The sequence below is a fragment of the Phycisphaerae bacterium genome (genome assembly GCA_017999985.1).
Lineage (GTDB): Bacteria > Planctomycetota > Phycisphaerae > UBA1845 > Fen-1342 > JAGNKU01.
This window is the reverse complement of sequence record JAGNKU010000023.1, coordinates 18,782-43,764: the sequence shown is the minus strand read 5'-3', so window position 1 is coordinate 43,764 and position 24,983 is coordinate 18,782. Positions and strand designations below refer to the sequence as shown.

Below are 24,983 nucleotides of genomic sequence, written 5' to 3'. Positions count from 1 at the left end.
GAGTTCGAATCTCATCGGCTCCATTCGTAAGCGATAGAAAGGCCCGGACTTGCAGGCGTTGCAGGCCCGGGCGGCAACCTGATCGCACGTCGCACGATGGGCCAAGTCGCTCCCGGGAGACGGAGCCCCTGCGGGAGCAAGCGCGCCACATGAACTCGGCCATCAGCACGAGAGAACGCGAACCAGCCAGATCGCAACCAGGACGACAAGAACCAGCGTGACCTCAGGAGGCAGATACACAAGCAAATTGAGTGCTTTGAACGGAGTGGCGAGTCCCAGAGCAATTTTGCAGCAGGATCGATGGCACAACGCTGCGGGTGGAAGATCGAGGGCTTTGATGCACCTGCTGGCGGTCCATGAGCCAGACAAGATACTGCCGATCACAAGCAGGAAGACCAAGCAGACGCCGACAACTACGAATTCTGAGTTGAGAAACCACGACAGATATCGCAGCACGAACGCCGCGGCACTACACCCGGCCAACAGGCCGCACACGGCCCCCAGCGCGGCAACCAGATACGGCACCCCACACTTTGGCCTGACCACGTACGTGGTCGGATCACCCGGATCGAAAGCCCGCCCGCATTCCGGGCACCGTAGCTCGGGGAGCCCATCAAGGATGTAGCCACAATCGAGGCAGCGTTCATGCAATTCGGGCGGGGTCATGCCGCATTGTAACGCATGCGATGCAACCCGCCCTCGTGACGTTCGCCGTCCGGACCTTGGGCTGGTTGGCAGCAGGCTCCGCCCCTGCAACCCGCACACTCGCTCCCCGCGTCGTCGACTGCCGCGTCATGGGGCCGCCGGTTGCGTGGTCGGCGCCGCGAACGGGTCGTGGCGCACCACCTGCCCGATCACGCGCGCCGGGCGCTGCGTCGTGTCCAGGTCGAACGCCAGTGTCACGCCCTTGCGGTACGGCCATGGCCGCGTGTACAGGAGGATTCCCGACTCGAGGGTCGGCCCCGCGTCCCAGCACACGAAGCTCAGCGTCGGGTCCGGCCAGCTTCCCCGCTCGACCTTGAGCACGTCGAACCGTGCCACCAGCCACGTGTACTCCCAGTCGCCCCGCCGCTTTTTCCAGAATTCTTCGCACCCCCGAGACCGCGCCACCACGCGCGTATCCCCATCCGCGGCCCGGTCGTCGTAGAGCGGCACGTCGTTCGGCAACGCCGCGTTCACGACCGGCGACGCGCCCCACGGCCGCGGCGGCCCGCTCACATGACATCTAGCTACCGCCAGACATCCGCTGGCCAAGGCCGCAGCCAGTATCGCAGCCACGATTTCGCGTATGCATCGAGATTGGGCGCACATCGCCATCCTCCCGCCACGCCGGTCCCGCCGGCCTTGCTGCTGGACGCATCGGCCTGCTGTCGGGTTCCCGGGTCCAAAGCCAAGCGGTCAAACCTGAACGTCGTCGGCGGTCGAGTTGCCGGCCGGTCGCGGCCGTGCCAGCCTGCTATCATACGGTGGGCTGACCGGGCAGGTCTTGAACACGCGGGTGCGGAAACGTCTCCACCGCGGGCGTGATCCCCTGCGAGTGTTCATGGGGTTCGGTCGGTGACCTATTGGGCGGCGGTGTGCCGCGGCGCGACGACGGAGGTGCGGCCGGTGTTCAAATTCGACGGTAATCCCTGGCGCTGCTGGGAACGCAGCACGCTCGCGGGCGTGCTCAATGGGCCCGAGGACCTGCTCGTGCGCGTGGCACTGTATAACCGCCGCACGCGCGTGTACCAGTCGGAGTTTCGCTGGCCGGCGCTCGACCGGCTCGGGCCGAACGATTTTCGCGGCCGGTACGCCCAGGTCACGCTGCGCAGCGGTGCCGTGCGCTGGTCGTTCGAGGTCGCCGGCGACGGAGATCAGACCTATTTGCTCGTGCGGTGCTTCGAACCGGCGGCGGCGGGCGACCTGCAGATTCAACTGGAGACGCTCTACCAGCGCGCCGGCGCCGGACGCGTCGTGACGCGCGAGAACGAGGTGCTGGCCCAGGGGCGCGAGCGCGGCTGGCGCGTCATGTCGCCGTCGCCGACGGCGCATCGCGTGGGGTCGACCATCACGGCGCCGCTGTGCCGGCCATTTGTCGCCGTCATTCAGGCCCTACCCGACGACGGGCGCCGGCTGGAAATCCGCACGGAGTCCGAGCGCCGCCCGGGCGATGAGAACACGCCGCTCACCGCCGAGGAGCGCGACATCGCGGGCCGTGTCGCGGCGGCGCGGCGTGAATACCTGGCGTGCTTCTCGTACGTCCCGGCGGAATTCTGGTGGGCGTACGCGGCGATCGTGTACGGCATCGGCTGGAACATGATCTGGGCCGCGGATCGCGGCGAGCCGGTGCAGGTTTGCAGCCGCGACTGGTGCGTGCACGGCAACTACGGCGAGTGGGTGCTGTTCAACTGGGACACGTTCCTGCTGATCCCCGCGGCGGCGGAATACGACCTGGAGCTCGCGCGCCAGATCGTCGGTCCGCAGATGGCGGTGCAGACGCCGTACGGGCTGATTCCGGGAATCGCCAGTCCGCTCGGGATCACGTACGACCGTGCGATGCCGCCGGTCGCGAGCTTGGGGATCTGGAAGACGTACCAGCGCACGAAGGACCGGACGCTGGTCGAGGAGCACTACGAAGGGCTGTGTCGCTACCACGCGTGGTGGCGGCGCAACCGCGACGGCAACGGCGATGGTCTGCTGGAGTGGGGCAGCCATCCAGCCGCGCCGGCCCATCCGCAATGGCAATCGCACTCGTTGTGGGCCAGCCGCTACGAAACCGGCATGGACAACCACCCGATGTGGGACGGCGTGCGGTTCAATGCCGAGGCCAGCACGCAGGAGCAGACCGACATCGGTCTGAGCGCGCTGAATGCGGCGGATGCGGCGTGCCTGGCGCGGATGGCGGAGCTGCTCGGGCGAGGAGCCGAGGCGGCGCGTTACCGCGAGTATGCCGAGCGTGTCGGCCGTCTCGTCGATCAGCAGCTCTGGTGCGACGAGATCGGGCTCTGGCTTAGTCGCGACTGGAACGGTACGTGGAACACGCGTGCCGCCCCGACCTGCTTCTATCCGTTGCTGCTGCCGCACATGTCGGTCGCGCACACGCGGCGCGCGATTGACGGGCACCTGCTGAATCCCCGGCGGTTCGGCGGGCGCTACTTGCTGCCGGTCTCGCCGCGCGACGATCCCGCGTATCCGGAGCAGTATTACGTCCGCGGGCGGATCTGGCCGGCGCAGGCGCTGCTGGTGCATTGGGCGCTGCGCGAGGCACGGCAGGAGGAAGCGGCGGCTACGTTAGCGCGCGGTTGCCTGGAGACCATGCGGGCCGAGTGGCTCGACGAAGGCCACCTGCACGAGAACTACCACGCGGAGACCGCCGACGGCGACGACACGCCCGAGAGCGACCCGCTGTACAGCTTCGGCATCTTGCTGCCGCTACTGGCCTGGGGTCACCTGCGCGACACGACGCTGGACGGCACGCCGGTGCGGGCCGAACTGGAGACGCTCTCGGAGTATCTCGATCGCGGCGGCAAGCTGCGGCGCCGCATCGAGCCGTACGAGGATTTGCCGGAATTGCGATAGGCGCACTTCAGCCGAGCGGATGACGGCCCGCAGACCGGAGCCATAGAGCGGTTGTTCGATGGCGCGCGGGCCCGGCGTAAGACTGCGGGTGAGCTGGACTGCGGGAGCGCAAAATCGGCGCCCGCCGGGCGATCGCACGATCGACTCTCCGGCGGCGTTCGAGCGGCGGTGCGCGGGTGGTTGGCGCCGCGCTGTGAATGCGTGAGAGTGCCGCGTTTGGGCCGGAATGGCGACGTCTGGCACGTGGCGCACAGACATTTTCAGTGGTAATCAGCGGGCCAATTGGTAGAATGAGGCTCACTGGGGAGCGGACGAACACGGGCCCGTCCGGCCAGATTGACGTCTGTGTAACGAGGGTACATCGACTGGACAGGCTGACAGAGTTGGCTTCGCGCCGCAGCGGTGACGTGGGCTGAATGGGATCGGACGAACAATCCAGACCGATGTGCGCCGGTGGCGCAGCGCCAGAGGACGAAGCGGCGCACCGACCGGCCGGGACGCAGGGGCGCGGGCCGGAACGCCCGCAAACGCCGCGGACGGGCGAGGACTACGAGCATGCCCTCGAGCGGCTGACGCTCATCGCCAAGATCACCAACCCCGTGGTCGGTGCCGGTCCGTTGCCCGCCCAGGTCCACGGGCTGCTGGAAAAAGTGCGGGCGGCGTACGGCGTGGATGCGTGCGTCGTGCGGACGCTGGAAGGACAGGAGCTGGTCCTGCTGGCGGCCACGGGGGTGCCGACGGGCCAACTGAGCCCGCGATTGCCGGCGCAGGTCGGCATTGCCCGTGTGCTGATTCACGAACGTCAACCATTCATGGTGGAAGATGTCGAGACGGAGTCAGCGACGGCGGACCTCGCCGCGCAGGCCCGCGACGACGAGCAGAAGTTCCGGTTCCGGTCGTACGCCGGCGCGCCGCTGCTGGTGGAAGACAGCGTCGTCGGCGTGCTGGGCATTTTCACGTCGCGGCGCGTGCGCCGTTTCAGCGAGTCGGAACTCAACCACCTGCAGATTGTGGCGAACCACATTGCGATTTCGATCGTGAATGACCGGCTTTACCGGGAGCTGATTGAGAAGCGCGAACAATTGCAGCAGGAGATGCACGAGCGCGAGCTGGCGGAGCTGCGCCGGCAGGCAGTCGAGGAGCAGCTCCGCCACGCCCAGCGCATGGAGGCGCTCGGCCATCTCGCCGGCGGCATCGCCCACGATTTCAACAACCTGTTGACGGTGATCTTGGGCGGGACGGAACTGCTGCTCGAGATCGCGACGCCCGAGCAGCCGGCCGAGTGGTCGGAGTGGGTGCGGCGTGTCGATGGCGCGGCGCGGCGGGCGGCGAACCTGACGAAGCAACTGTTGGCGTTCAGTCGGAAGCAGCCGAGCAACCCGACGGTCTTCGACCTGCAGCAGCTGGTGCGGGACATGCATCCGCTCCTGCGACGGCTGGTGCGTGAGGACATCGAAGTGGCGCTGCGCTGCACGGGCGGTCCCTGTCCGGTGTGCGCGGACCGCGGCCAGATGGAGCAGGTGGTGATCAACCTCGTGGTCAACGCGCGCGATGCGATCCACGGTGGCGGGCGCATCGAGCTCAGTTGCGCGCCGGTCGCGCCGGATGCGGCTGGAACGATGGCGCTGGTCACGGGGCATGCCGGGCGCTGCGCGCAACTGACGGTGTCTGACAACGGGGTGGGCATGGATCCGCACACGCTGCAGCGGGCGTTCGAGCCGTTTTTCACCACGAAGGCGCCGGGGGCGGGGACCGGGCTTGGGCTGTCCACGGTTTACGGCGTGGTGCAGCAGTCGGGTGGGCAAGTCAGCGTGAAGAGCGCGCCGGGGCAGGGAGCGACGTTCTGCGTGACGCTGCCGCTGCACGAGGGCGGGATGGAGTCGCAGCGGCTGGAGGTGACGGACGCGGGGCGCCGTCCCGCGCGCGGTACGGAGGTCGTCCTGGTCTGCGAGGACGAGGCCAGTGTGCGCCAGGTCATGTGCCGGGTTCTGACCGGCGCGGGATACAAGGTACTCGAGGCTCCGAACGGCAGCGCCGCGCTGGAGCTGGCGCGTCAGAGCGCCGACGCCATCAGCCTGCTGGTCACCGACATGATCATGCCCGGCATGAACGGGCGCGAGTTGGCGACGCGGCTGCACGATACCCACCCCGGTCTGCGCTGCCTGCTCGTGTCCGGGTACCTGGGGGACATGGCGGACACGGGGCGGGCAGCGCGGCCCTGGGAGCACATGCTGCCGAAGCCGTTTGCGCCGCGGGTCCTGCTGGAACGCGTGCGGGAAGTGCTCGGAACGCCGGTCGTTAACCTTTGAGCCCGCTCACCACGGCACCGCGGATGAAGAACCGCTGCATCGCCAGGAACACGGCCAGCACCGGCACCAGGACGATCACCGCGGCGGCCATCTGGAGCGGCCAGCGCGTGCCGCCGTAGGCGTCGCTGAAGACCGAGAGTCCCACTTCGAGCGTCCGCATGGTGGTCGTGCTCGTCGCCAGCAGGGGCCAGTAGAAGTCGCACCAGGTCCAGATGAAGGCGAAGGCGGCCAGCGTCGCGAGGGCCGGCTTGGCCGAGGGCAGGATCACGTACCAGAGGATGCGCCAGTCGCCGCAGCCGTCGAGGCGGGCGGCGTCGTCGAGCGCGCGGGGGATGCCGATGAAATACTGCCGCAGCAGGAACGTGCCGAACGCCGTGCTGAGATAGGGGTAGGGGATGATTAGGCCGGCGTAGGTGTCGAGCAGGCCCATGCGCTGCACGAGCGTGAACAGCGGCACGATCAGCACCTGGGCCGGGATCATCATCGTGAGCAGGAAGACGAAGAAGAGCGTGTCGCGTCCGCGGAAGTGCAGCCGGGCGAACCCGTAGGCGGCCAGCGCGCAGAGCGTGAGCTGAAACAGCACCACGCCGGCGGTGACGAGGAAGCTGTTGACCGCGAAGCGCCAGACCGGCAGCTCGGCGAACGTGAGCACGTAAGTGTAGTTCTCAAAGTGCCAGCCGTCCGGGCAGAACAGCGTGGCCATGGTCGGGATCTGGGCCTGCGGCGGATGCAGCGAGGTGAAGAACATCCAGACGAAGGGCGTGATGGTGCTGACCGCGATCGCGGCGAGGAGCAGGTATTGGATCGCGGCGAGGAGCGTGCGCTTCATTGCAGCGTCTCCTCGCGCAGGCCGCGCCGCATGATCCAGAGCTGGAAAGTGGCGGCGAGCAGGATGATGGCGAAAAGGACGTAGGACTGCGCGCTGGCCATCCCGACCTCGAATTTCTGCCACGCCTCGTTGAAGATGTGGTACAGGACCACGTCCGTCGTGCGGCGTGGGCCGCCCTTGGTCATCATGTAAACGGGTGTGAAAAGCTGAAACGACGCGATGGTTGTCGTGACGATGACGAACAGCGTGGTCGGCGCGAGTTGCGGGAGCGTGATGTACCAGAAGCGCTGGCGGGCGTTGCAGCCGTCGAGGGCCGCCGCCTCGTACAGCGGCTCGGGGATCGCGTGGAGGCCGGCCAGGAAGATGACCATGCGTGGCCCGAGGCCGACCCACAGGCTCATCGCGACCAGCGCCGCCATCGCCCAGCCTGGCCGGCCCAGAAAGTTGGTGTCGGTCGGAATGCCGGTCCCCAGCCAGGCGTTGAGCCGGTCGAGGCAGAAATTCACCAGGCCCTGCTCGCCGGGCAACAGAATCCAGATCCACACCATCGAGAGCGCGACCTGCGAGCTGACCGCCGGGATGTAGTACAGCGTGCGGAAGATTCCGACCCCGCGGAGCTGCCGCGTCACGAGCAGCGCGACCGCCAGCGACGTGATCACCCCGAGCGGCACGGCGAACGCGGCGTACAGCACGGTGTTGGCGATGGTGTTGCGGAAGAACGGGTCCTGGGCCAGGGCGACGTAGTTCGCGAAGCCGACGAACGGGTGCTCAGTCTTGAGCAGGTGCCAGCGATGCAGCGACATCCACGCGGCCAGGAGCATGGGCACGAACGCGAAGACGGTCAGGTAGATCGTCGCCGGAGCGATGAAGACGTAGCCGCGCCAGTTGGTGCGCTGGTGGTCCATCACGGCTCCGCCAGGGCCGCATCGATGAGCTGGGCGGCACGGTGCAGCTCCGTCTGGACGCCGAGCGCGGCGCGCGAGCGGAGCAGGTCTTCCATCATCTCTTCCCCCAACGCCTCGACCACGGGGTAGCGCTCGACCGTCGCGCCCCACGGCGCCCGGGCGTACTCCACGGCGGCGATGAACGCGTCCTCCACGGGCGTCCCGGCGTAGTGCGCCGCCGCCTGCCGGTTGCCCGAAATGGCCAGCCCGGAGGACACGCGCCGCACCTGCACTTCGCGGCTGGTCATGTACTTGATGTACTCCCAGGCGAGGTCGGCGTGAGGCGACTTGGTCATGATCGAGAGGCCGCTCGCGTAGATCACCGTGGTCGGTTGGCCGGTGTTCGTGGGTAGGTCCACCACGCCGAAGTCGAGCCCCTCGGCTTGGTAGTCGATCATCATCCAGTGGCCTTTGACGTCCATGGCGGCGCGGCCAGAGCGGAACAGGTCTACGCCGGCGGCCTTGCCTTCGTCGATGGTCGGGGCGACATGGTGCGTGAGCATGAGATCGGTCAGGAACTGCATGGCCGCGACCGAGCGCGGGCCGTCGAAGTTGCCGGTGGCCTGGCGGCCGGTCGGGTCCAGCACGTCGCCGCCGTTGGTCCACAACCACGGGACCCAGAACGGCATGACGTTCATGAAGTACATGCCGTACTGGCGGGGAGGTGCCCCCGGCTGGTCGGCGGGGATGGTCAGACGCTGGGCCGCATGCAGGAACTCGTCCCAGGTCCAGCCGCGCTGCGGATAGGGCACGCCGGCCGCGTCGAACAGGCGCCGGTTGTAGTACATCATCATGGGCGTGAAATCGAGCGGGATGGAGTAGACCCGCTGGTCCCGACGGAAGATCTGCACGACCCGTTCGAAGTAGTCGGCCAGACGGAATTCTGGGTCTTCGGCGACCAGCGGCGCCAGGTCGCGGACCACGCCGTTGTCGATGAACACGGCCGCCGACGAAGCGTCGAGGGCGATCACGTCGGGGACACTGCCGCTGACATGCATCATCAGCAGCTTGGGGGCGTACTGGCCGAACCCGGGAATCTGCTCGAATTGCACGCGGACGCCGGGATGCATCTGTTCGAACTCTTCGCGGATTTCGCGTTCCAGCGTCATGAAGCCCGATTCGACTGCCGGGCTGCCCCAGTTGGACACGCGCAGCACGATCCGCGCTGAGCCTGCGGCGCGCCCGACGACAGCGCGCGACAGGATCGCGAGCAGCACCACCGCGGAGAAAAGCGTGGCAACGACAAAAACGCGCATAGGTCAACCGCGCGGCCGGGCGCGGGTCGTCACGGCGCGGCGCCGGGCACACGTCGCGGAGTATAACGGCCGGGCAACGCGCTGGCGACGGGGCGGCGCGCGTCGCGGGCCCTTGCGAGCAAACGAACGCCGGTCGTAGAATGGCAGCCTGCGATTCGAGGCGTCCTTCACACCCGTGGTGTACCATGAACATGCTGACATTGATCGCGATCGCCGCCTGCGCCCAGCCGCCCCAGCTTCCGGTCGTCGCGCTGACGGCCGATGACACGCGGATTGAGCGCTCCTGCCGGATCGAGCTCCCGCGCGACACGGTGCTGCGGGACGCGAATGGCGACGGGGTAATCCAGATCGTGGCATCCGGTATCGTCGTGGAGCTGACCGGGATGCTGCGCGGGGCCCCGACCGACGCGGCCCCGGAGACGTACGAAGGCTACGCGATCCGCGTGGCGGGTCAGAAGAACGTGACGCTGCGCGGCGGAGCCGTCAACGGGTACCGCTGCGCGGTGTGGGCGACCGGCGCCGACGGGCTCACGCTGGAGGACCTCGACGCGTCGGACAATCGCCGTGCGCGCCTGGAGTCTGACCCGCAGGTTGAGGACGGCAGCGACTGGATGTTCCCGCACGAGAACGACCAGAACCAGTGGATGACGAATTACGCGACCGCGCTCTACGTCGAAGACGCGCGGGACGTGACGGTCCGGCGCTGCCGCGTGTGGCACGGCCAGAGCGGGCTGTGCCTCGACCGCGTCAACGAGGCGAAGATCTACGACAACGACTTCTCATTCAACTCGGGTTGGGGCATCGCCCTGTGGCGCTCCGGGCATAACGTCATCACCCGCAACGCCTGCGACTTCTGCATGCGCGGCTACAGCCACATGGTCTACAACCGCGGCCAGGACTCGGCCGGCATCCTGGTTTTCGAGCAGTGCAGCGACAACGTCTTTGCCGAGAACTCGGCGACCCACGGCGGCGACGGCATCTTCGGGTTCGCCGGCAAGGAGGCCCTCGGCGAAGCGCCGGCGGGCGAGACACCGCTGGTGCACGTGGGCTGCGACCGAAACCTGTTTGTGCGGAATGACTGCTCATACGCCGCCGCACACGGCATCGAGATGACGTTCTCGTTCGGCAACCGTTACTCCGCGAACCGCCTGGTGGGCAACGCGATCTGCGGGCTCTGGCTCGGATACTCTCAGGAGTCGCTGGTGGCCGACAACGAGGTCGCCGCGAACGGCGGGATGGGCTACGGGCTGGAGCGGGGCGGCGTGAACATCGACAGCGGGCGCATGAACACGATCGTGCGGAACAAGTTTGACCGGAACGAATGCGGGGTGCACCTGTGGTGGGGCAAGCTCGACGCGTTCAAGGGTTGGGCGGCCGCGAACATCAAGGACTGGGAGGGGAACCTCATCGCCGAGAATGTGTTCGCGGGCAACACCGTCGGGCTGCACTTCCGCGGGCCGGGCAAGGTCACGTTGGCGCGCAACCGGTCCGAGGGGGAACGCTGGGAGGCGGTACTCGACCCGCAGACGCAGGTGATCCGCGACGAGGCCGTCACCGTGCCGCCAACGCCGGTGCCGGAATACCCGGTGTTCGGGGATACGCGACCGGTCGGTGCGCGCGCGGCACTCCGCGGCCGCGAAAACATCATCATGACGGAGTGGGGGCCGTGGGACCACGCTTCGCCGCTCGTGCGGCGACTCGCGATCACGGGGCCGACGCAGACCTGGGGCGTCTATCGCACGAGCACCAAGCCGGAGTACGCGCTGGACGGGGCGGGCGTGATTGGTGCGGCGGCCGAACCGCCGGTCGGGCCTGATCCGGGCGAAGCGTATGCGGTGAGAGCCGACGCGCCGGGCGTGCATCCGTATACGCTGACGGTGCGGGCCGGCGAGTTCCGTGAGCAGGTGCGGGGCACACTGGTCGTCACCGAGTGGCAGGTCAGCGAGTTCCCGTGGACGCAGAAACCGGAAACGGAACTGGAGGCGTGGCGGAAGGAGGCTGAGGGGGCGCAGGCGCAGACTCGCACTCTCGCCGGCCTGGCGCTGACGCACGGACCCGATCCGCTCGAGTTCGGGCTGCCGGGCAACCCGTCGACGGAAGACCTGCGGGGCAGTCGCCCGCGCCGACCCGCCGGTCTGATCGCGCGGACGCGGCTGGCGGTGCCAGCCGGGGACTGGACGGTCGCGCTCTATGCCAACGGCGGCGTGCGGCTGCTCGCGGACGGTCGCCCGATCATGGAGGAGTGGAAGAACAGTGGGGCGCGGCGGGTGACGGCGCCGCTGCACCTTGACGCGGCGCGCGACGTCGAGTTCGTCGTCGAGCAATTCCGCGAGCGTGCCAGCCAGACGCTGCTGTTCACCATCGAGCCGGCAACGAAGTAGGTACGCCGTCACCGCGCGGTAATCGGGCGAGAATCCAGTGATGGACCTGTTCGAGCGCTATGACATGATCGGCGGGGAGGTGCACTATGGGCGCATGGAGCCGCGCTACTGGGGTGCCGTCCTCGATGCGGCGCGCGGGCTGGGTGCGCGGGTGCTCGCCTGCTATGTCATCTGGGACTATCACGAGGTCCGCGAGGGCGAGTACGACTTCACGCAACTGCATGCATTCCTGAAGGAGGTTGAGTCACGCGGCCTGCGCGTGTTGGCCCGCCCGGGTCCGTACTGCTATGCCGAGTGGCGCAACCTGGGCATCCCCGATCACGCCGTGCCGTATCCCAAACATCATCCGGAATTCCGCCGCAAGGCGAGCCACTGGATCGCGGCGGCGCTCGCGGAACTGCGGCCGCACTTGGGGCGGCTGGTCATTGCCGTGCAGGCGGACAACGAGATCGACCCGTTCCCGCACTTCTATGGCGAGGACCAGGGTTTCGCCGAGTGGCTGCGGCAGCGGTATGGCTCCATCGAGCAGGTCAACGCGGCGTGGGGCACGCAGTACCGCGACTTCACCGAGCCGATCCCGACGCTCGTGCCCTTTGTCGAGGATCAGCGGCTGCGCGACGGTTGCCAGTACCGCTACGACTTGGCGACGAACTACGCACGCTGGGTCGTGGCCGAGTATCGCCGCCATGTGGGCGACACGCCGATCCTGCTGAACACGTGGCCGGGGGTGGATGCGCAGCACTGGCGCGACTTCGCCGAGCTGGCCGATTTCTACGGCATCGATCCGTATCCCTCGAACGAATGCCGCAACGACTTCCGCTACTTCCGCGAGCGCCTGCGCCTGCTGCGCGCCGTGACGCCGCACCCGTACATCGCCGAGTTTGGCAGCGGCATCTGGCACGGCATGCCCGACCGCGAGTACACGCCGGATCATTACCGCTTGACGGCCCTGACGGCGCTGGCCAGCGGCGTGCAGGGCTGGAACTGGTACATGCTGGCCGATCGCGACAACTGGCACGGGGCGCCCATCAATGCGCGCGGCGTGGAACGCCCCGAGCTGGGCGACGCGTTTCGCACCGCCGTCGGATGGTTTGAGAAGCTGCGGCATGCTCCGCCGCCCGCGACCTCCTGCGCGGTCACCTGGTCCTGGCACTACCACCAGGTGGCCCAGATCCGCAAGTGCGACGCCGACGACCCGCTGTTCGCCGTCCTGCACGAGATGGGCCTGGAATACGACTTCGTCGACGTGGATCGCGATTTCGCTCCGCCGCCGCTGCTATTCGTTGCGGGACGGATCGCGCAGCCGGAGCGGCTATGGCGATACGTGGAATCCGGCGGCACACTGGTGCTGTTCCAGCGACTGATCGAGGGGTGCGTGCGGCCCGACGGCACCAGTCATCCGGGTGCGGCGCACCTGGAGACCTCGCTCGGCTTCGTCAGCCACGGTCCGGTCTTCAGCTATCGGCGCACGCCGGGGACGCCGATCACGGCGCGACAATTGCCCGTGCCGGCGGATGATGACCAGCGCCGGATGTGGGACCAGGCGACGGACCGCACGTACACGACCGGGTACATCGAGCAGCGTGGCCAGGGCCGGGTGCTGGTGCTGGGCTGTGCCCCGAGCCGGGCGGCCATTCTTGCGATCCACCGGCACTTCGGCCGCGAGATACCGGTGCTGTCGCTGACGCCCGGGGTTCACGCCACGCGGCGCGGCGACCAGATCATCGTCCTGAACCCCGGCGCGGCGCAGACGGCCCGGCTCGAGGTGGCGGGCCAGGGCCGGTGTATCGACCTGCCGCGCTGCGGCGGCGTCATTCTGGATGTGTGAGCCGGAACCAGGGAAGGCCTGACGAGTGTGCTGTCTCTTTCAAAGTGACATGCCGGGGTTGATACGGGCGTCCCGCCCGTCATAAGAACGGGCCGGATGCCCGTACCACCCATGTTGGAGTAATACTGAGGCTTTACACCAGCAGCAAGAGGAGCACAACGATGCGTGGCATTCTGAGCGTGGTTACCTTGTGGGCGGCAGTCGTGTTCGCCGGTGCGCAGCAGGTCACGTCCGCGCCGACGCCGGCGGCGGGCGTGGGGCGCAAGACGATCAACGTGATCGTGATCAGCTTCGACCCGGTCCTGAAGACGCGCGGGAACAAGAAGCTGCACGAGGTCATGAAGTGGAACGATCCCTGGAAGCTGACGGAGCAGATGGTTAAGGATGCGCGCGCCGCGAGCTACGGCTACGTGGATTACCAGGTTGTCGAGAAGATCGAGTACGACGGCTTCACGACCTTCCGCGACGGCTTCACCTACACCGAAGAGCAGTTTCTCGAAGTCTGGGAGAAGGACCGCGACAAGGCCAACCCGGGCATGACGAGCTTCAAGTGGCTCTACGAGAAGTTCGACCTGCCGGCGAAGATCAAGGCGAAAAACGTCGACGAGATCTGGCTGTGGGGCGCGCCGTACATGGCCTGGGACGAGCTGCACTGGAAGATCCCCGGCGACAAGATCCCGTACCAGACGGACAACCCGTGGTTCTACCGCCCCTACGACATGCCCGACGTCGGCAAGACCATCTGGATCATGGGCTGGAACTACGAGCGCGATGAGGACTGCATGCTGGAGAGCTACTGCCACCGCATCGAGAGCGTCCTGTCGCTGACGGTGGGCAGGGGCGTCTGGGACCAGAAGAAGAATCCGGACAATGCGTGGGTGCGGTTCACGCGCATCGACCGCGACTTGCCGGGGGAGGCCGAGGTCGGCAGCGTGCACTGCGCGCCGAACTCGACCGGCGACTATGACTGGAACAACGCGAAGGAAGTCTGGACGTACTGCGACGACTGGCTCACCTACCCGACTCTGCCGCGGCAGAAGAAACTGCTGAATGCGAAAACCGGCGGCTGGGGGCCGGGTGGGACGGAGCATCACATGTGGTGGATGAAGCACCTGCCGCACGCGCCGGGCGTCACCGACGGCTTCTGCAACAATTGGTGGGAATACATCGTGAACTACGACGAGGCCGTAAAGAAGCTCCCGCCGCCCGGCGCGACGTTCGAGAAGGCCAAGGTCGCGATGTACCCGGAGTAGGCCGTCTGGCCGGCAGCGCGCCGCGCGCGACTCCCGCCACCAGGATAGAGCCTCAGAATTACTCCAACGTGGGTGGTACGGGCACCTTGCCCATTCTTACGACGGGCGGGACGCCCGTACCACCCCTCTCATGAGCCGCTTTCAATGAGGCGGCTCACTAGCTGCCGCTCAAGAGCATCACGAACGGGTTGATGTCGCCGAAGTTGACGGCACCGTCGCCATTGATGTCGCCATTCAGCGCCGGGCAGTCGGGGTACAGCGCCTGCCACGTGTCCGGGTTGCTCAGAAGCAGAACGAACGCGTTGATATCGCCGAAGTTGACGGCCCCGTCGCAGTTCACGTCCCCGGCCAGCAGGTCGGGGGCGGTCTCGGGACCCGCCAGGTAGTTCTGCGCAACCTCGCTCGCGGTCAGGGCCCGGTTGTAGATGGCCAGCAATTGCAGCTCACCCAGCCACGGCTGCGCCGAGGTGGCCTCGTTGCCGACGACCAGCCGGTAGCTGGTCGACCACGTCGAGAAACTGCCGTCGATGCTTCCCGTGACCTGCGGTGCGCCGTCGATGTAGAACTCCACGGCGCCCGAGGCGGCGCGCGTAAAGAGCAGGTGCTGCAGTGCCCGCCGCGCGATGTTCGCCGGCGTATTGAACGGTGCCCCGCCACTGGAGGAGGCCGACGTGCGGACCCGAGCCTGATAGAGCGTGCCGCTGTCCGGCTCGGCCAGACCCTGGGCCAGGCCGAAGTTGCGGGCGTACCCGGACGACATCGTCAGTATGGTGGCGGGTCCGTACTGCAGCGGGTCGGCCGTCATGACCCAGCCTTCGAGCGTGACCTCGTTCGTGGCCTGGCACGCGCTGCGGACCTTGGTCGCGTAGCCGGGGGACGAAATCAGCACGGGCAGGTCGAGCGACAGTCCGCCGGGCGTCCATGTCACCGCGCCGGCGTCGCCGATGTTCAGATCGAGTGGCGTCCCGTAGCCCCCGACGTCGTGCACAACGGCGCCGGTGCCTTCCTCGAAGTCGTACAGCACGACGAGCCCGTCGGCCACGCGCGTCTGCGGACTGTAGGCGAACGTGGCCTGCGAGTTCGCGGCGATCGGGTTGCCGGCGATATCTTCGACGTTATTGACCGTGAGCGTATAGGTGACGCCGGACGTGAAGCCCGCGGTTGTGAGAATCAGCGTGGCTTCATCGGGGGACAGGCTGGCGCCGGTCACGGCGACGCTGGGTGCAAGCGCGTAGTTGGCCGCGTTCTCGGCCGACAAGGCCGTCACGGGCTCGGAGAACACCACGCGGACCTGGTCGGTGCCGCGCGGCTGCGCGGAGGCCAGCAGGGGGGGCGTCGTGTCCAGGGTGCCGTCGCCCGCGGCCCAGATTTCGCTCGTGGGGCCGTTCGGGCCCGGGGTGCTCTCGGCATGCCACGCGACTACATCGGTTGAACCCAGGGCTGGCCAGCGATCGTGGTAGTTGTTGTTCGTGACCTGGAAGATCGTCGTGCCGACGCGCGTGTAGATTTCCCAGTCGTGGCCGTCAAAGCCCTGCCAGGCAATGCGGCCGCTGTCGTCGATGCGCGGGTACTGGTCATGGATGTCGTTGTTGGTGACGGCCTGGGCAGTATCGCTCGCGTCCGCGGCCCGCGTGTAGATCTCCCAGTCGTTGCCCTGGCGCGACATCCACACCACGCGCGCCGGCGTGGCATTATTGATCTGCGGCCACCAGTCTTCGGTGGAATTGCTGGACAAACGCACGGGGGTCCCACCCGTCGCGGGCGCCGAGTAGATCTCGACGTTCGTGTTGTCGTGGTACGACTGCCACACGACGCGGCCAGCGTCGTTCAGTTGCGGGTATTCGTCCTCCCGCGAGCTGTTGGATACGTTGACCAGGTTGGTGCCGTCGACGTAGGCGCTGTAGATCTCCCAGTTGCTGCCGCTCCAGCCAAACCACACCACGCGGGCCGGGCTCGCGCTGTTGATCTGCGGCCAGACGTCCTCGCGCGGCTTGCCCGATGTGGCCGCGTTGTTCGTGATCTGCACCACGTTGGTGCCGTCCGCGTTGGCGCTGTAGATCTCGTAGTCCTCGCCATCAAACGACTGCCAGACGATCTGCCCCGCGTTGTTGATCTGCGGATGCCAGTCGTTGAACGTGTTGTTCGTGATCCGGACCAGGTTGGTGCCGTCCGCCTCCGCACTGTAAATCTCGTAATCCTGGCCATCATGGGTCTGCCAGACCACGCGGCCGTCGGCGTTGATCTGCGGGGCCTCGTCGTCGAAGCTGTTCCAGGTGAGCCGGACCGGGTTGGTCCCGTCGAGGCGGCGCACGTAGATCTCGTAGTCGGTGCCGTCCCAGCCCTGCCAGACAAGCCACCCACCGGCGCTGACCTGCGGGCACCAGTCGTCGCGGTCATTGTCGGTGTACACACGCTGCGCGGTCCGCGTGGGCGGCGCCGGCGGCGGCTCTTCGCTCTGCGGGAAGTCGCCGCCGCTTTCCGTGTGGGAGTTGAAGTCCTGCATGTACTCCCACCAGTTGTTCAAGCGCGTCAGATTGTACTCGGTCAGGCTGCCCGCGACGTGCGGCATGTGCGCGAACCACCAGTTGTGGTGGGCGCGCATGTCGCCGTTGCCCCATTCCTGGCAGTTGACCCACACTTTCGCGCCCGTCAGGTTCGGGAAGTTATCGAGCCAGTCCTGGCACGTGCTCCAGACAAACGTCGGGTTGCCCCACTGGTAGTCGGCCGTGCTGTTGGGCGCGAAGTGCACGTTGCCGCACGCGGCCTCGCCGGGATAGATGAGGTCGTAGCGCGTGAAGATCGTCCACGTGTTCGTGCCGTAGCCGTAGGTGCGCGACAGGATCGACTCCGCGCGGTGGCCGTAGTCTTCGAGCATCTCGCCGACCCCACGCTCGAAGTTGAAGCCCATCATGATGAAGATCTTCGAGCTGGCGATCCGCACCTGCGGGCTCGAATTGCACCAGTAGCCGCCGCGGCCGCACATCGTGGATTCCCAGTACCCGGTGTACGGGAACGCCTGGATGAGGACTTCGTCGATCATGCCGGCGTCGACCTTCCGCGCCAGGTCGAAGTCGCGGCACGTCGCCTTGTAGTCGTTGCCCGTCGTGTGCCAGCCCGACCAGGTGTAGTAGCAGGCCATGTAGCCTTCGTCGGTGTAGCGGAACCCGTCCGTGTGGATCGGGAACTCGTCCGCCATGATCGTCTGCATCCGGCGGTAGTTCATCAGCCCGTAGCTGGACGTCTGCAGATCGTTCGAATAGGCGTCGCTCTGCAGCTTCGGATCGTTCCAGCCGCAGACCAGATGCAACCGCCCCGCCCCCTCGCTTTCGATAATGGGGTCATAGGCGATCATCAGTGTGCGGGGATACTGCGGCACCAGGTCCTGGGCAGGCGCGGCGTGGATTGCCCCCAGCGCGACCAGACCTAGGCCGAGACGGCGCAACGACGACATGCGAACTCCTTTCAGTGCCGATCGCCGGCTCTGACCGAGTGCCAACAGCGCGCCCGGCCGTGCGACGGCTGTGAGCCCCACCACTAATCCAAGTCTCGCGGTTTCACGTGTGGAAATCAACCCGGGTGCAGGCAGCGGGCGGCCAAAGCGGAATATCGGACTGTGCCGCCGGGAGCGCGCCGCTCACAGTGCCGCTGTCCAGTTGCGGTCAGGCCGGCCGGTGCCGTTAGACACCGGCCGGCCTGGTTGGAATCACGCTTACGCGCTCAAGGCGCTGCCACTACGGGCACATGATCGGCAGCGAGCTCGTGCTCAGCAGCGTGACAAACGGGTTGATGTCGCCGAAGCCCGGATACACGCCGTCATCGTTGATGTCGCCATTCTTCGGGTTGCAGCCGGCGTACGTGGTCTGCCAGACCGCGTAGTTCGACAGGTACAGCACGAACGGGTTGATGTCGCCGAAGCTGACCTGCCCGTTGCAGTCCAGGTCTCCGAGGCAGTAATCCGGCGCCACCGGCCCGACCCAGAGGTTCTTGATGTTGATCTCGTCCCAGCCGGTTCCGCCCCAGTCGGTCCCGTGGAACTCGATCCGGATGACCTTGCTCAGGTCGAAGCCGGGATCCGACAGGTCGGCCCCGACGCCGGGGTGCGTGGCGAGGTAATCCTGGATGTTGACGTCCACGGTCAGCCACTCGGGATACTGGTGGCCGTAGAGCGGGTTCGGCTGGCCGTCGATCGTCGGGTCATAGAAATTGGCGCCATAGCAGATGCCGAGGCAGCCGCGCTTCCCGGCGACGTCGCGCAGCGTGACCATGATCGGGGCATCCTGGTACGGCTTCGGCGAGCAGTTCGGGTCGGCGGGGTCGCAGGCCCAGTTGCTCGCATCCTGGAAGTAGCGGCCGTCGAACTTCAGGTGCATGTTCGCGCCCGAGAGGTCCACCGTTCCGTAGCAGCCCTGGATGAGTCGGAACCACGGGCCGTGGTACCAGTCGCCGCCGAGCAGCATGTAGCCGGTCGTGTAGTCGGTCGGTGCGCCGTAGATGTCCTCGCCGACATAGACCTCCACCACCTCGCCATCGGGATCGAGCGGGTCCGTAGAGGCGGGCGTGTAGATCGCGTTGCCCAGGCCGTTGTCGATCTGCACGTCCATGGGCACATCGATCGGCAGCGGCAGGGCCGTCCCGATCGTGATCTTGACGATGTCGCTCGAATACAGTCCGCGGTCGTCGTAGACCTTCAGGAACACGTAGTGGGCACCCGCCCCACTCAGCGTCGTCACCTTCGTCGGGTTCGGGCCGTCATACAAAACTTCGCCGTTGTACGTCCAGACGTACCGTACGATCGGGGCCGTGCCGGGCAAGCTCCCGCTGCCATTCAGCGTGACCGAGGCACTGGGCGCACACCCGCTGCCCGGGAACGTCTGGTCGGGGCCGGCGTTCGCGGTCGGCGGCGTCAGCACGCCCAGGAACAGGTCCTGGATGTCCACGTAGTCGGCGCCGGTTCCGCCCCAATCCGTGCCCCAGAACTCGACTTGCACCACGTTCGCATAGTCGAAGTCTGGCGCCACACTCTCGAACGTCATGTCCGTCGTGATGCGCGTCCAGGCAGGGTACGGTGTGGCCGGTTCCGGGAACCAGGGCGCCGTTTGATACAGCAGGCCGAAGCTCGCCAGGCGCCCGCCCGTGTCACGCAAGCGGACGAAGATCGGCGCGTCGTCATAGCCGCCGACCTTGTAGAGCCGGGCCCTGAACTGCAGGAACGTATTCGGCGCCGTGATGTCCACCGGGCCGTTGCAGGACTCGATGAAGTTGACGTACGGGCCGTAGTAGTACCAGTCCATACCGTTGTCGCGCGTCGTGAAATACCGCCGCGTGAAGCCCTCTTCGCCTTCAGTGAGGAACGCGATGGGACCACCGGTCTGGTCGATCGGCCCGCCCGTGATCGCGTGGTTGAGCTGCTGGTCCATCGGCAGGTCGACCGGTAGGCCGGTGGGCGGGAACGGCGGGATCGTGACGACCATGTCGTCACTGTCCACGTTGTTCGCGGCGTCGTACACGAACAGCGTCAGCGTGTGCGTCCCGGACGCCAGCCCGATCGTCGTCGTTGGGGTGGTGACGTCGGCCAGCGTGACCGAGGCGCGCTTCCACACGTAACGCACGATCGGCCCGGTGCTGCCGCTGCCGTCGAGCGTGACCTGCGTCGAGCAGGCCGCCGTCGGGAAAGTCTGGTCGGGGCCAGCGTTCGCATTGACCTGCGGCGGCACGTCGGTGATGACCAGCTTCTTCGCGTCGATGAAGTCGCCTTCCTGGCCGCTCCAGTCGGTCCCGTAGAAGCGCATGTAGCTGACCGTGCCGATGCTGAACGTGCCGCCCTCGGTGTACGGGTTCAGCGCGGGGTTGTTCAGCCAGACGGTCACGTGCGTCCACGTTGGATACGGCGGGTTGTTCCATGGGGGCTGGACAGCATAGACGATGCTGTAATCGCGATAGCCGACGTAATTGCCGGCCGAGTCCGCGGTGTAAATGCGCACAAAGATCGGCGCGTCGGCGTAGTTGCCGCTCACCTTGTAGTAGCGCAGGTCCACTTCCAGCTTGGCATTCGCGCAATTCAGGTCGCCGTAGCCGGCGCGCTGAAAACTGACGTACGGGCCGTAGTACCAGCCGGCCAGGAAGTTGTTCCGCACCCAGCCATCCGGCTCGCCGGGCGGCGTGGCCGGCAGGAACGAGAGCGAACCGTTCAGGCCCGCCGGGACGTAGATCGCATCGCCGTTGCCGATGTTGATTTGCTGATTCAGCGGGATGTTCACCAGCACCGTGTCGGCGCTGGCCAGTCCCGCCAGGCCCAGCGCGGCCACCATACCTGCCACTAGGTACTTCGTCATAGTCATCTTTGACCTCCACATAAAGAAGAGCACGCTAACAGGAACATGATCCGCTACTTCTGCCGACTCGGTAGGCGTCGTCGCGCCCATCCGCAGCGCACCGTCCCCCGAACTTCATTGTACCACGCTGGCGCTCGTCAGGAAGCGCATTTCCCGGTTTGGTCCAGTGCTGTGCTCGGACGGCGCACGCGCCCGGCTCGGTCCGCGGGGGCCGCAGTTATCGGTCCAATTCAGATGGCGCGTGTCCGCGCGCACGGCCGAAAACAAACGCCGGACCGACCGGTGACGCACGGTTCCGGCCGGCCCGGCTGAATCAACGCCCGCGCGCCTGGCGCGCGACTACTACGGGCAGTCGATCGGCAGCGAGCTCGTGCTCAGCAGCGTGACAAACGGGTTGATGTCGCCGAAGCCCGGATACGCGCCGTCATCGTTGATGTCGCCATTCTTCGGGTTGCAGCCGGCGTACGTGGTCTGCCAGGCCGCGTAGTTCGACAGGTACAGCACGAACGGGTTGATGTCGCCGAAGCTGACTTGTCCGTCGCAGTTGAGGTCGCCAAGGCAGTACGGCGGTGCGACCGGGCCGATCCACAAGTTCTTGATGTTGAACTCGTCGAACCCGGCTCCGCCCCAATCCGTGCCGTGGAACTCGATGCGCGTGACCATGCTCAGGTCAAACCCGTAGTCGGACAGGTCGGTACCCACGCCGGGGTGCAGCGCGAGGTAATCCTCGATGTCCACGTCGATGTCCAGCCACTCGGGGTACTGGTGGCCGTACAGCGGGTTCGGCTGCCCATCGATCGTCGGGTCGTAGAAATTGGCACCGTAGCAGATGCCGAGGCAGCCGCGCCGCCCAAACGCATCCCGCAGCGTGACCATGATCGGGGCGTCCTGGTACGGCTTCGGCGAGCAGTTCGGGTCCGCGGGGTCGCAGGCCCAGTTGCTGGCGTCCTGGAAGTACCGGGCCGTGAACCGCAGCCGCATGCTCGGGTCGGACAGGTCCATGGTGCCGTAGCAGGTCTTCAGCAGTTGGACCCACGGGCCGTGATACCAGCTCTCGCCGAGCAGCATGTAGCCGGTCGTGTAATCGGTCGGGGCGCCGTAAATGTCCTCGCCGACGTAGATCTCGGCCACTTCCGCGAAGCCGTCCCACCATGGAGCCAGCGGATCAACGCCGTAGACCGGCTGGTAGATCATGTCGCCGTAGTCGGAGTAGTTGACCTGTGTGTCCATCGGGATGTCGATCGGCAACGGCAGGGGGGTGCCCACGGTGATCTTCACGTCGTCGGAGGCGCTCGTGCAGGGGAACGCACCGCCCACCGTCAGCGTGATGTAGTGCACGCCGGTCAGCAGTTGCACCGTCGGCGTCATGCCGGTGGCGATCTGCCGGCCGCCCTCATACCACGTGTAGGACGCGGCACCCACGCTGGCGGACCCGTCGAGCTGCACCGATACGAGTTCGCCGCAAGTGGCCGGAATCACCTGGTCGCTGCCGGCATGCGCGACGGGCAGCGGCGGGGGGTCGGAGGCAGTGATCCGGTAGTTGTCCACCAGAAACACGTCGTCGGCGCCGTAGCTCGCGCCGTAGATGCGCAGCTCGAACCAGTCGGCGCGGGTGGCGATGTCGGCGCCAGGCGTGTTCGGGTCGGCCCAGTCGGGGAAGTAACGGTTTTTGCAGTAAACCACGCCATCGAAGGTCACTGCCACAAACCGGCCCGAGAGGTTGTCCGGGTCGTAGATCATGGTCCACTTGACGGTGTGCCAGTTGACGTCGGTCCAGGCCGGGCTGCCGTCCGGCCCCCAGCCCGCAGCGCTGCCATTGGGGTTGGGCGAATCCCACGACTGGCACGCCGGTCCACCGCCACCGTCGTAGTGCATGCTGCCGATCGCGGGCCAGCCGTTGACGCCATCGTAAACGCGCGAGGAATGCAACCTGCTCGGTACGCCCCAAGGTGTGCCGTCCTTATTCGTGACGTTCTTGAGGTCGTACTGGATTTCGATCATCCGGCCGTAGGTGACCAGGTCGGCGATGAAGTCGTAGCGGAGGCGAAGTTCGCCACCCACGTTGGTGAGTTGCACCGCCTGGGTACCCGCGGCCGCCGGACCGTTGTCCGTCGTGACGATGACCGCTTCGCCGCCACTGGTGAGTGTTGTCCAGCCGTTTTGGCCCGCCAGGTTGCCGGCGGTGTACGTGGGCGCCTCGAAGTCCATCTGCAGCGTGTACTGCGCCCACGCCGGCGTACACGACAGCACGACCGCAACTGCCAGCCCCGCACATCTCCACATGCTCCACTTCATCTCACAGGCCTCCTTACACCCCCCGTGGACCTCGCCAGAACGCGGCGGCGCGTGCCGCACGACTCTGCTGAGCAAACGAGACTTCGCCCGCGAACCACGTTGCGGTGCGCTGCTCCCGTGCATCGCACGTTGGCGTGCGTTGGTACCGCTCGAACGCAACTGCGCAACAGGTTCAGCATGGGCGGATTCTGATCCTGGTATGCCTTTTCACCTCACCCACAGACGCGTTGTGCGCCCGACGGACACAGCCCGATGCTGGCACAGGCACAGCGCGCCCGGACCAGAACGTCGGCGACCATGCGACCAGAGATATGCAGCACCGTCGCAGCCCGCCGGCCGGAATCCTAACCGGCGTGCTGCCCAAATAAAAGCATTTTTCGCCGCGCGCCACGGTCCGCAGGCGCGCCACTCATCGCACGCGGTCAGCCGTCCTTCTGAAGCGTGTGAACGAAAATCCCCGCTGGTACCCACCCCGCGGTGGATGGGCGCCGCTCTCTACCTCACGCCCAGAACATCAAACGGCCTATCCGCGTGACACGCGGAGATTCGTCACTTCGGCATCGCCGGGAGCGGCAGGTCGCCGGCGGGTTGGGCCTGTTCCGGATCTTCGGGCACCCAGACCTGCCCGGGCCCGCCGCACCCTGGGCAGGCCGGGATCATCGGCATCTTCGGCGGCCCGCCCTGGCGCGCTGGCACCGGCTGCGGAACGAAGCGTCGATTGCACTTCGCGCAGTAATGCCAGGGGTACACCGTGCGCTGGCCGGTCTTGGGATTTGTAAACGGTGCGGATTCGTCGTTCGTCGCCTGAATCACCAATTCTTCCTTGGTCTCCAGGTCGACGCCCTGCACGGTGTAACCGGTCGGATACTTCGCCTTCGCGCTCAGGCCGCGCGTGAACGTGATCACCCCTGCGGCGACCAACAAGACCACCGCCGCGCCGCCCATCAGCAGGTTTTTTGTGGCTGGCTTCATTAGTTGCGGTTCGCCGGGTTGGGCAGCTTGCGCCACTCGCCGCCGGTGATCGGGTTGTATCGGCCGTAGGCGTTGGCGCCGCCCGAGCGGTACTCCAGCTCGAGATCGTTGGACCGACCCGGCGCGGCCTTCCACGTCCACTGCCCGTGGTCCGGGTTGCAGCCGGGCCAGAGGTTCGGGTCACGGTCCCACGCGTCCACGAGACCCCGGTACTTCTCGTTGTCGAGGCGATTCTGCTTCTCGCCCGGCAACCAGCAGAACGTCTTGACCGTGTCGATCGCGTAATTGATCTGCCAGTCACGAATGTTGCCGTAGAAGCGCGGCTTGATCCAGCCCACGTGCTTGTCGCGGTAGAGGATGTTGGCGCGGTAGTCCTTGCCATGGCGGTAGCCCACCATGTTGCTTTCCCAGTTCTGCTGGACGATGCTCCAGTTCTGTCGGAACCGCGGCGCGCACAGCCAGTCGGCGCTCAGATTGCCCATCCAGTTCCACCAGCCGTCCGCGGCCATGACCTGGCGCGAGGCATCCTTGAAAAGATCCTGCGGCCAGCCATAGCGCAAGGTGATGTTCAGGGCATAGCTGGTCCGGACGCCGCGCTTGGGCGTCTCCCCCACGCCAAAGCGATTGACGGACCAGAAATCCCACGCTTCCCCGCGCAGCTTCATGGCCTCGTCAGGGCGCATGTCCGTCGGGCAGAAGGTGAGGTCGTTGTTTCCCAGGTAGTCGAGGTCGTAGAGGCCGTCCACCCAGGTCAACATGATGCCGGAGGGCCCACAGGCGCCGCCGTCGTCGTGGCTCGGGATCTGGCCGTTATTGTCGAGCTCGCACGACTGGAGGGCCAGACCGATCTGTTGCAGTTGTGAGCCGCACTTGACCTGCTTGGCCTGCTCGCGTGCCCGCCCGAGGCTGGGCAACAGGATGGAAATGAGCAGGGCGATGATGGCGACCACCACCAGCAACTCAATGAGCGTGAACCCCCGTTTCCAGCGCAGTTTTTCCGGGCGTGCCATTGATCCGCTCCAT

14 protein-coding genes are annotated in these 24,983 nt (G+C 66.5%); 5 read left to right on the top strand and 9 right to left on the bottom strand.

Going from position 1 to position 24,983, the window contains the following annotated elements; translation table 11 throughout:
• Positions 1-792: 792 nt before the first annotated feature.
• A complete protein-coding gene (locus KA383_19805; protein MBP7748367.1) occupies positions 793-1,278 on the bottom strand; it encodes a hypothetical protein in 486 nt (161 codons plus the stop codon).
• Positions 1,279-1,608: 330 nt separating this feature from the next.
• Between KA383_19805 and KA383_19800 the strand changes: the two genes are divergently transcribed.
• Together KA383_19800 and KA383_19795 are read left to right on the top strand one after the other, a co-directional pair.
• Positions 1,609-3,561 (top strand): hypothetical protein, encoded by a 1,953-nt coding sequence (locus KA383_19800; GenBank protein ID MBP7748366.1) that lies wholly within the window; start codon positions 1,609-1,611, stop codon positions 3,559-3,561.
• Positions 3,562-4,004: 443 nt separating this feature from the next.
• A complete protein-coding gene (locus KA383_19795; protein MBP7748365.1) occupies positions 4,005-5,870 on the top strand; it encodes a response regulator in 1,866 nt (621 codons plus the stop codon).
• On the opposite strand, the gene KA383_19790 is transcribed toward KA383_19795, so the two are convergent.
• The 3 genes from KA383_19790 to KA383_19780 are packed head-to-tail and all read right to left on the bottom strand — an operon-like array spanning position 5,860 to position 8,899.
• On the bottom strand, positions 5,860-6,699 hold the full coding sequence (locus tag KA383_19790; protein MBP7748364.1) for a carbohydrate ABC transporter permease: 840 nt from the start codon (positions 6,697-6,699) through the stop codon (positions 5,860-5,862). The genes KA383_19795 and KA383_19790 overlap by 11 nt on opposite strands.
• Complete coding sequence (locus KA383_19785; protein MBP7748363.1) at positions 6,696-7,604, bottom strand: sugar ABC transporter permease; 909 nt, start codon at positions 7,602-7,604, stop codon at positions 6,696-6,698. The genes KA383_19790 and KA383_19785 overlap by 4 nt, the downstream gene beginning before the upstream one ends.
• The gene (locus KA383_19780) at positions 7,604-8,899 is read right to left on the bottom strand and encodes a sugar ABC transporter substrate-binding protein (protein MBP7748362.1); all 1,296 of its coding nucleotides are present in this window, start codon (positions 8,897-8,899) and stop codon (positions 7,604-7,606) included. Before KA383_19780 ends, KA383_19785 begins: the two co-directional genes overlap by 1 nt.
• 185 nt (positions 8,900-9,084) lie before the next feature.
• On the opposite strand from KA383_19780, the gene KA383_19775 reads away from it, so the two are divergent.
• From KA383_19775 to KA383_19765, 3 genes are all read left to right on the top strand, one after another.
• Positions 9,085-11,280, top strand: coding sequence for a right-handed parallel beta-helix repeat-containing protein (locus KA383_19775; protein MBP7748361.1), 2,196 nt, complete (start codon positions 9,085-9,087; stop codon positions 11,278-11,280).
• Positions 11,281-11,320: 40 nt separating this feature from the next.
• The gene (locus KA383_19770; protein MBP7748360.1) at positions 11,321-13,108 is read left to right on the top strand and encodes a beta-galactosidase; all 1,788 of its coding nucleotides are present in this window, start codon (positions 11,321-11,323) and stop codon (positions 13,106-13,108) included.
• A 161-nt stretch (positions 13,109-13,269) separates the two neighbouring features.
• On the top strand, positions 13,270-14,361 hold the full coding sequence (locus tag KA383_19765; GenBank protein MBP7748359.1) for a hypothetical protein: 1,092 nt from the start codon (positions 13,270-13,272) through the stop codon (positions 14,359-14,361).
• Between the two features lie 157 nt (positions 14,362-14,518).
• On the opposite strand, the gene KA383_19760 is transcribed toward KA383_19765, so the two are convergent.
• The 5 genes from KA383_19760 to KA383_19740 form a co-directional block, all read right to left on the bottom strand.
• Positions 14,519-17,812, bottom strand: a complete 3,294-nt coding sequence (locus tag KA383_19760; protein ID MBP7748358.1) for an Ig-like domain-containing protein — start codon at positions 17,810-17,812, stop codon at positions 14,519-14,521.
• A gap of 280 nt (positions 17,813-18,092) precedes the next feature.
• Positions 18,093-20,699 (bottom strand): hypothetical protein, encoded by a 2,607-nt coding sequence (locus KA383_19755; protein ID MBP7748357.1) that lies wholly within the window; start codon positions 20,697-20,699, stop codon positions 18,093-18,095.
• 336 nt (positions 20,700-21,035) lie between these two features.
• The gene (locus tag KA383_19750) at positions 21,036-22,988 is read right to left on the bottom strand and encodes a hypothetical protein (GenBank protein MBP7748356.1); all 1,953 of its coding nucleotides are present in this window, start codon (positions 22,986-22,988) and stop codon (positions 21,036-21,038) included.
• Between the two features lie 549 nt (positions 22,989-23,537).
• Complete coding sequence (locus tag KA383_19745; GenBank protein MBP7748355.1) at positions 23,538-23,960, bottom strand: hypothetical protein; 423 nt, start codon at positions 23,958-23,960, stop codon at positions 23,538-23,540.
• Positions 23,960-24,970 carry a prepilin-type N-terminal cleavage/methylation domain-containing protein gene (locus KA383_19740; GenBank protein ID MBP7748354.1) on the bottom strand — a complete coding sequence of 337 codons (1,011 nt, stop codon included), beginning with the start codon at positions 24,968-24,970 and terminating at the stop codon, positions 23,960-23,962. Before KA383_19740 ends, KA383_19745 begins: the two co-directional genes overlap by 1 nt.
• Between the last annotated feature and the right edge of the window lie 13 nt (positions 24,971-24,983).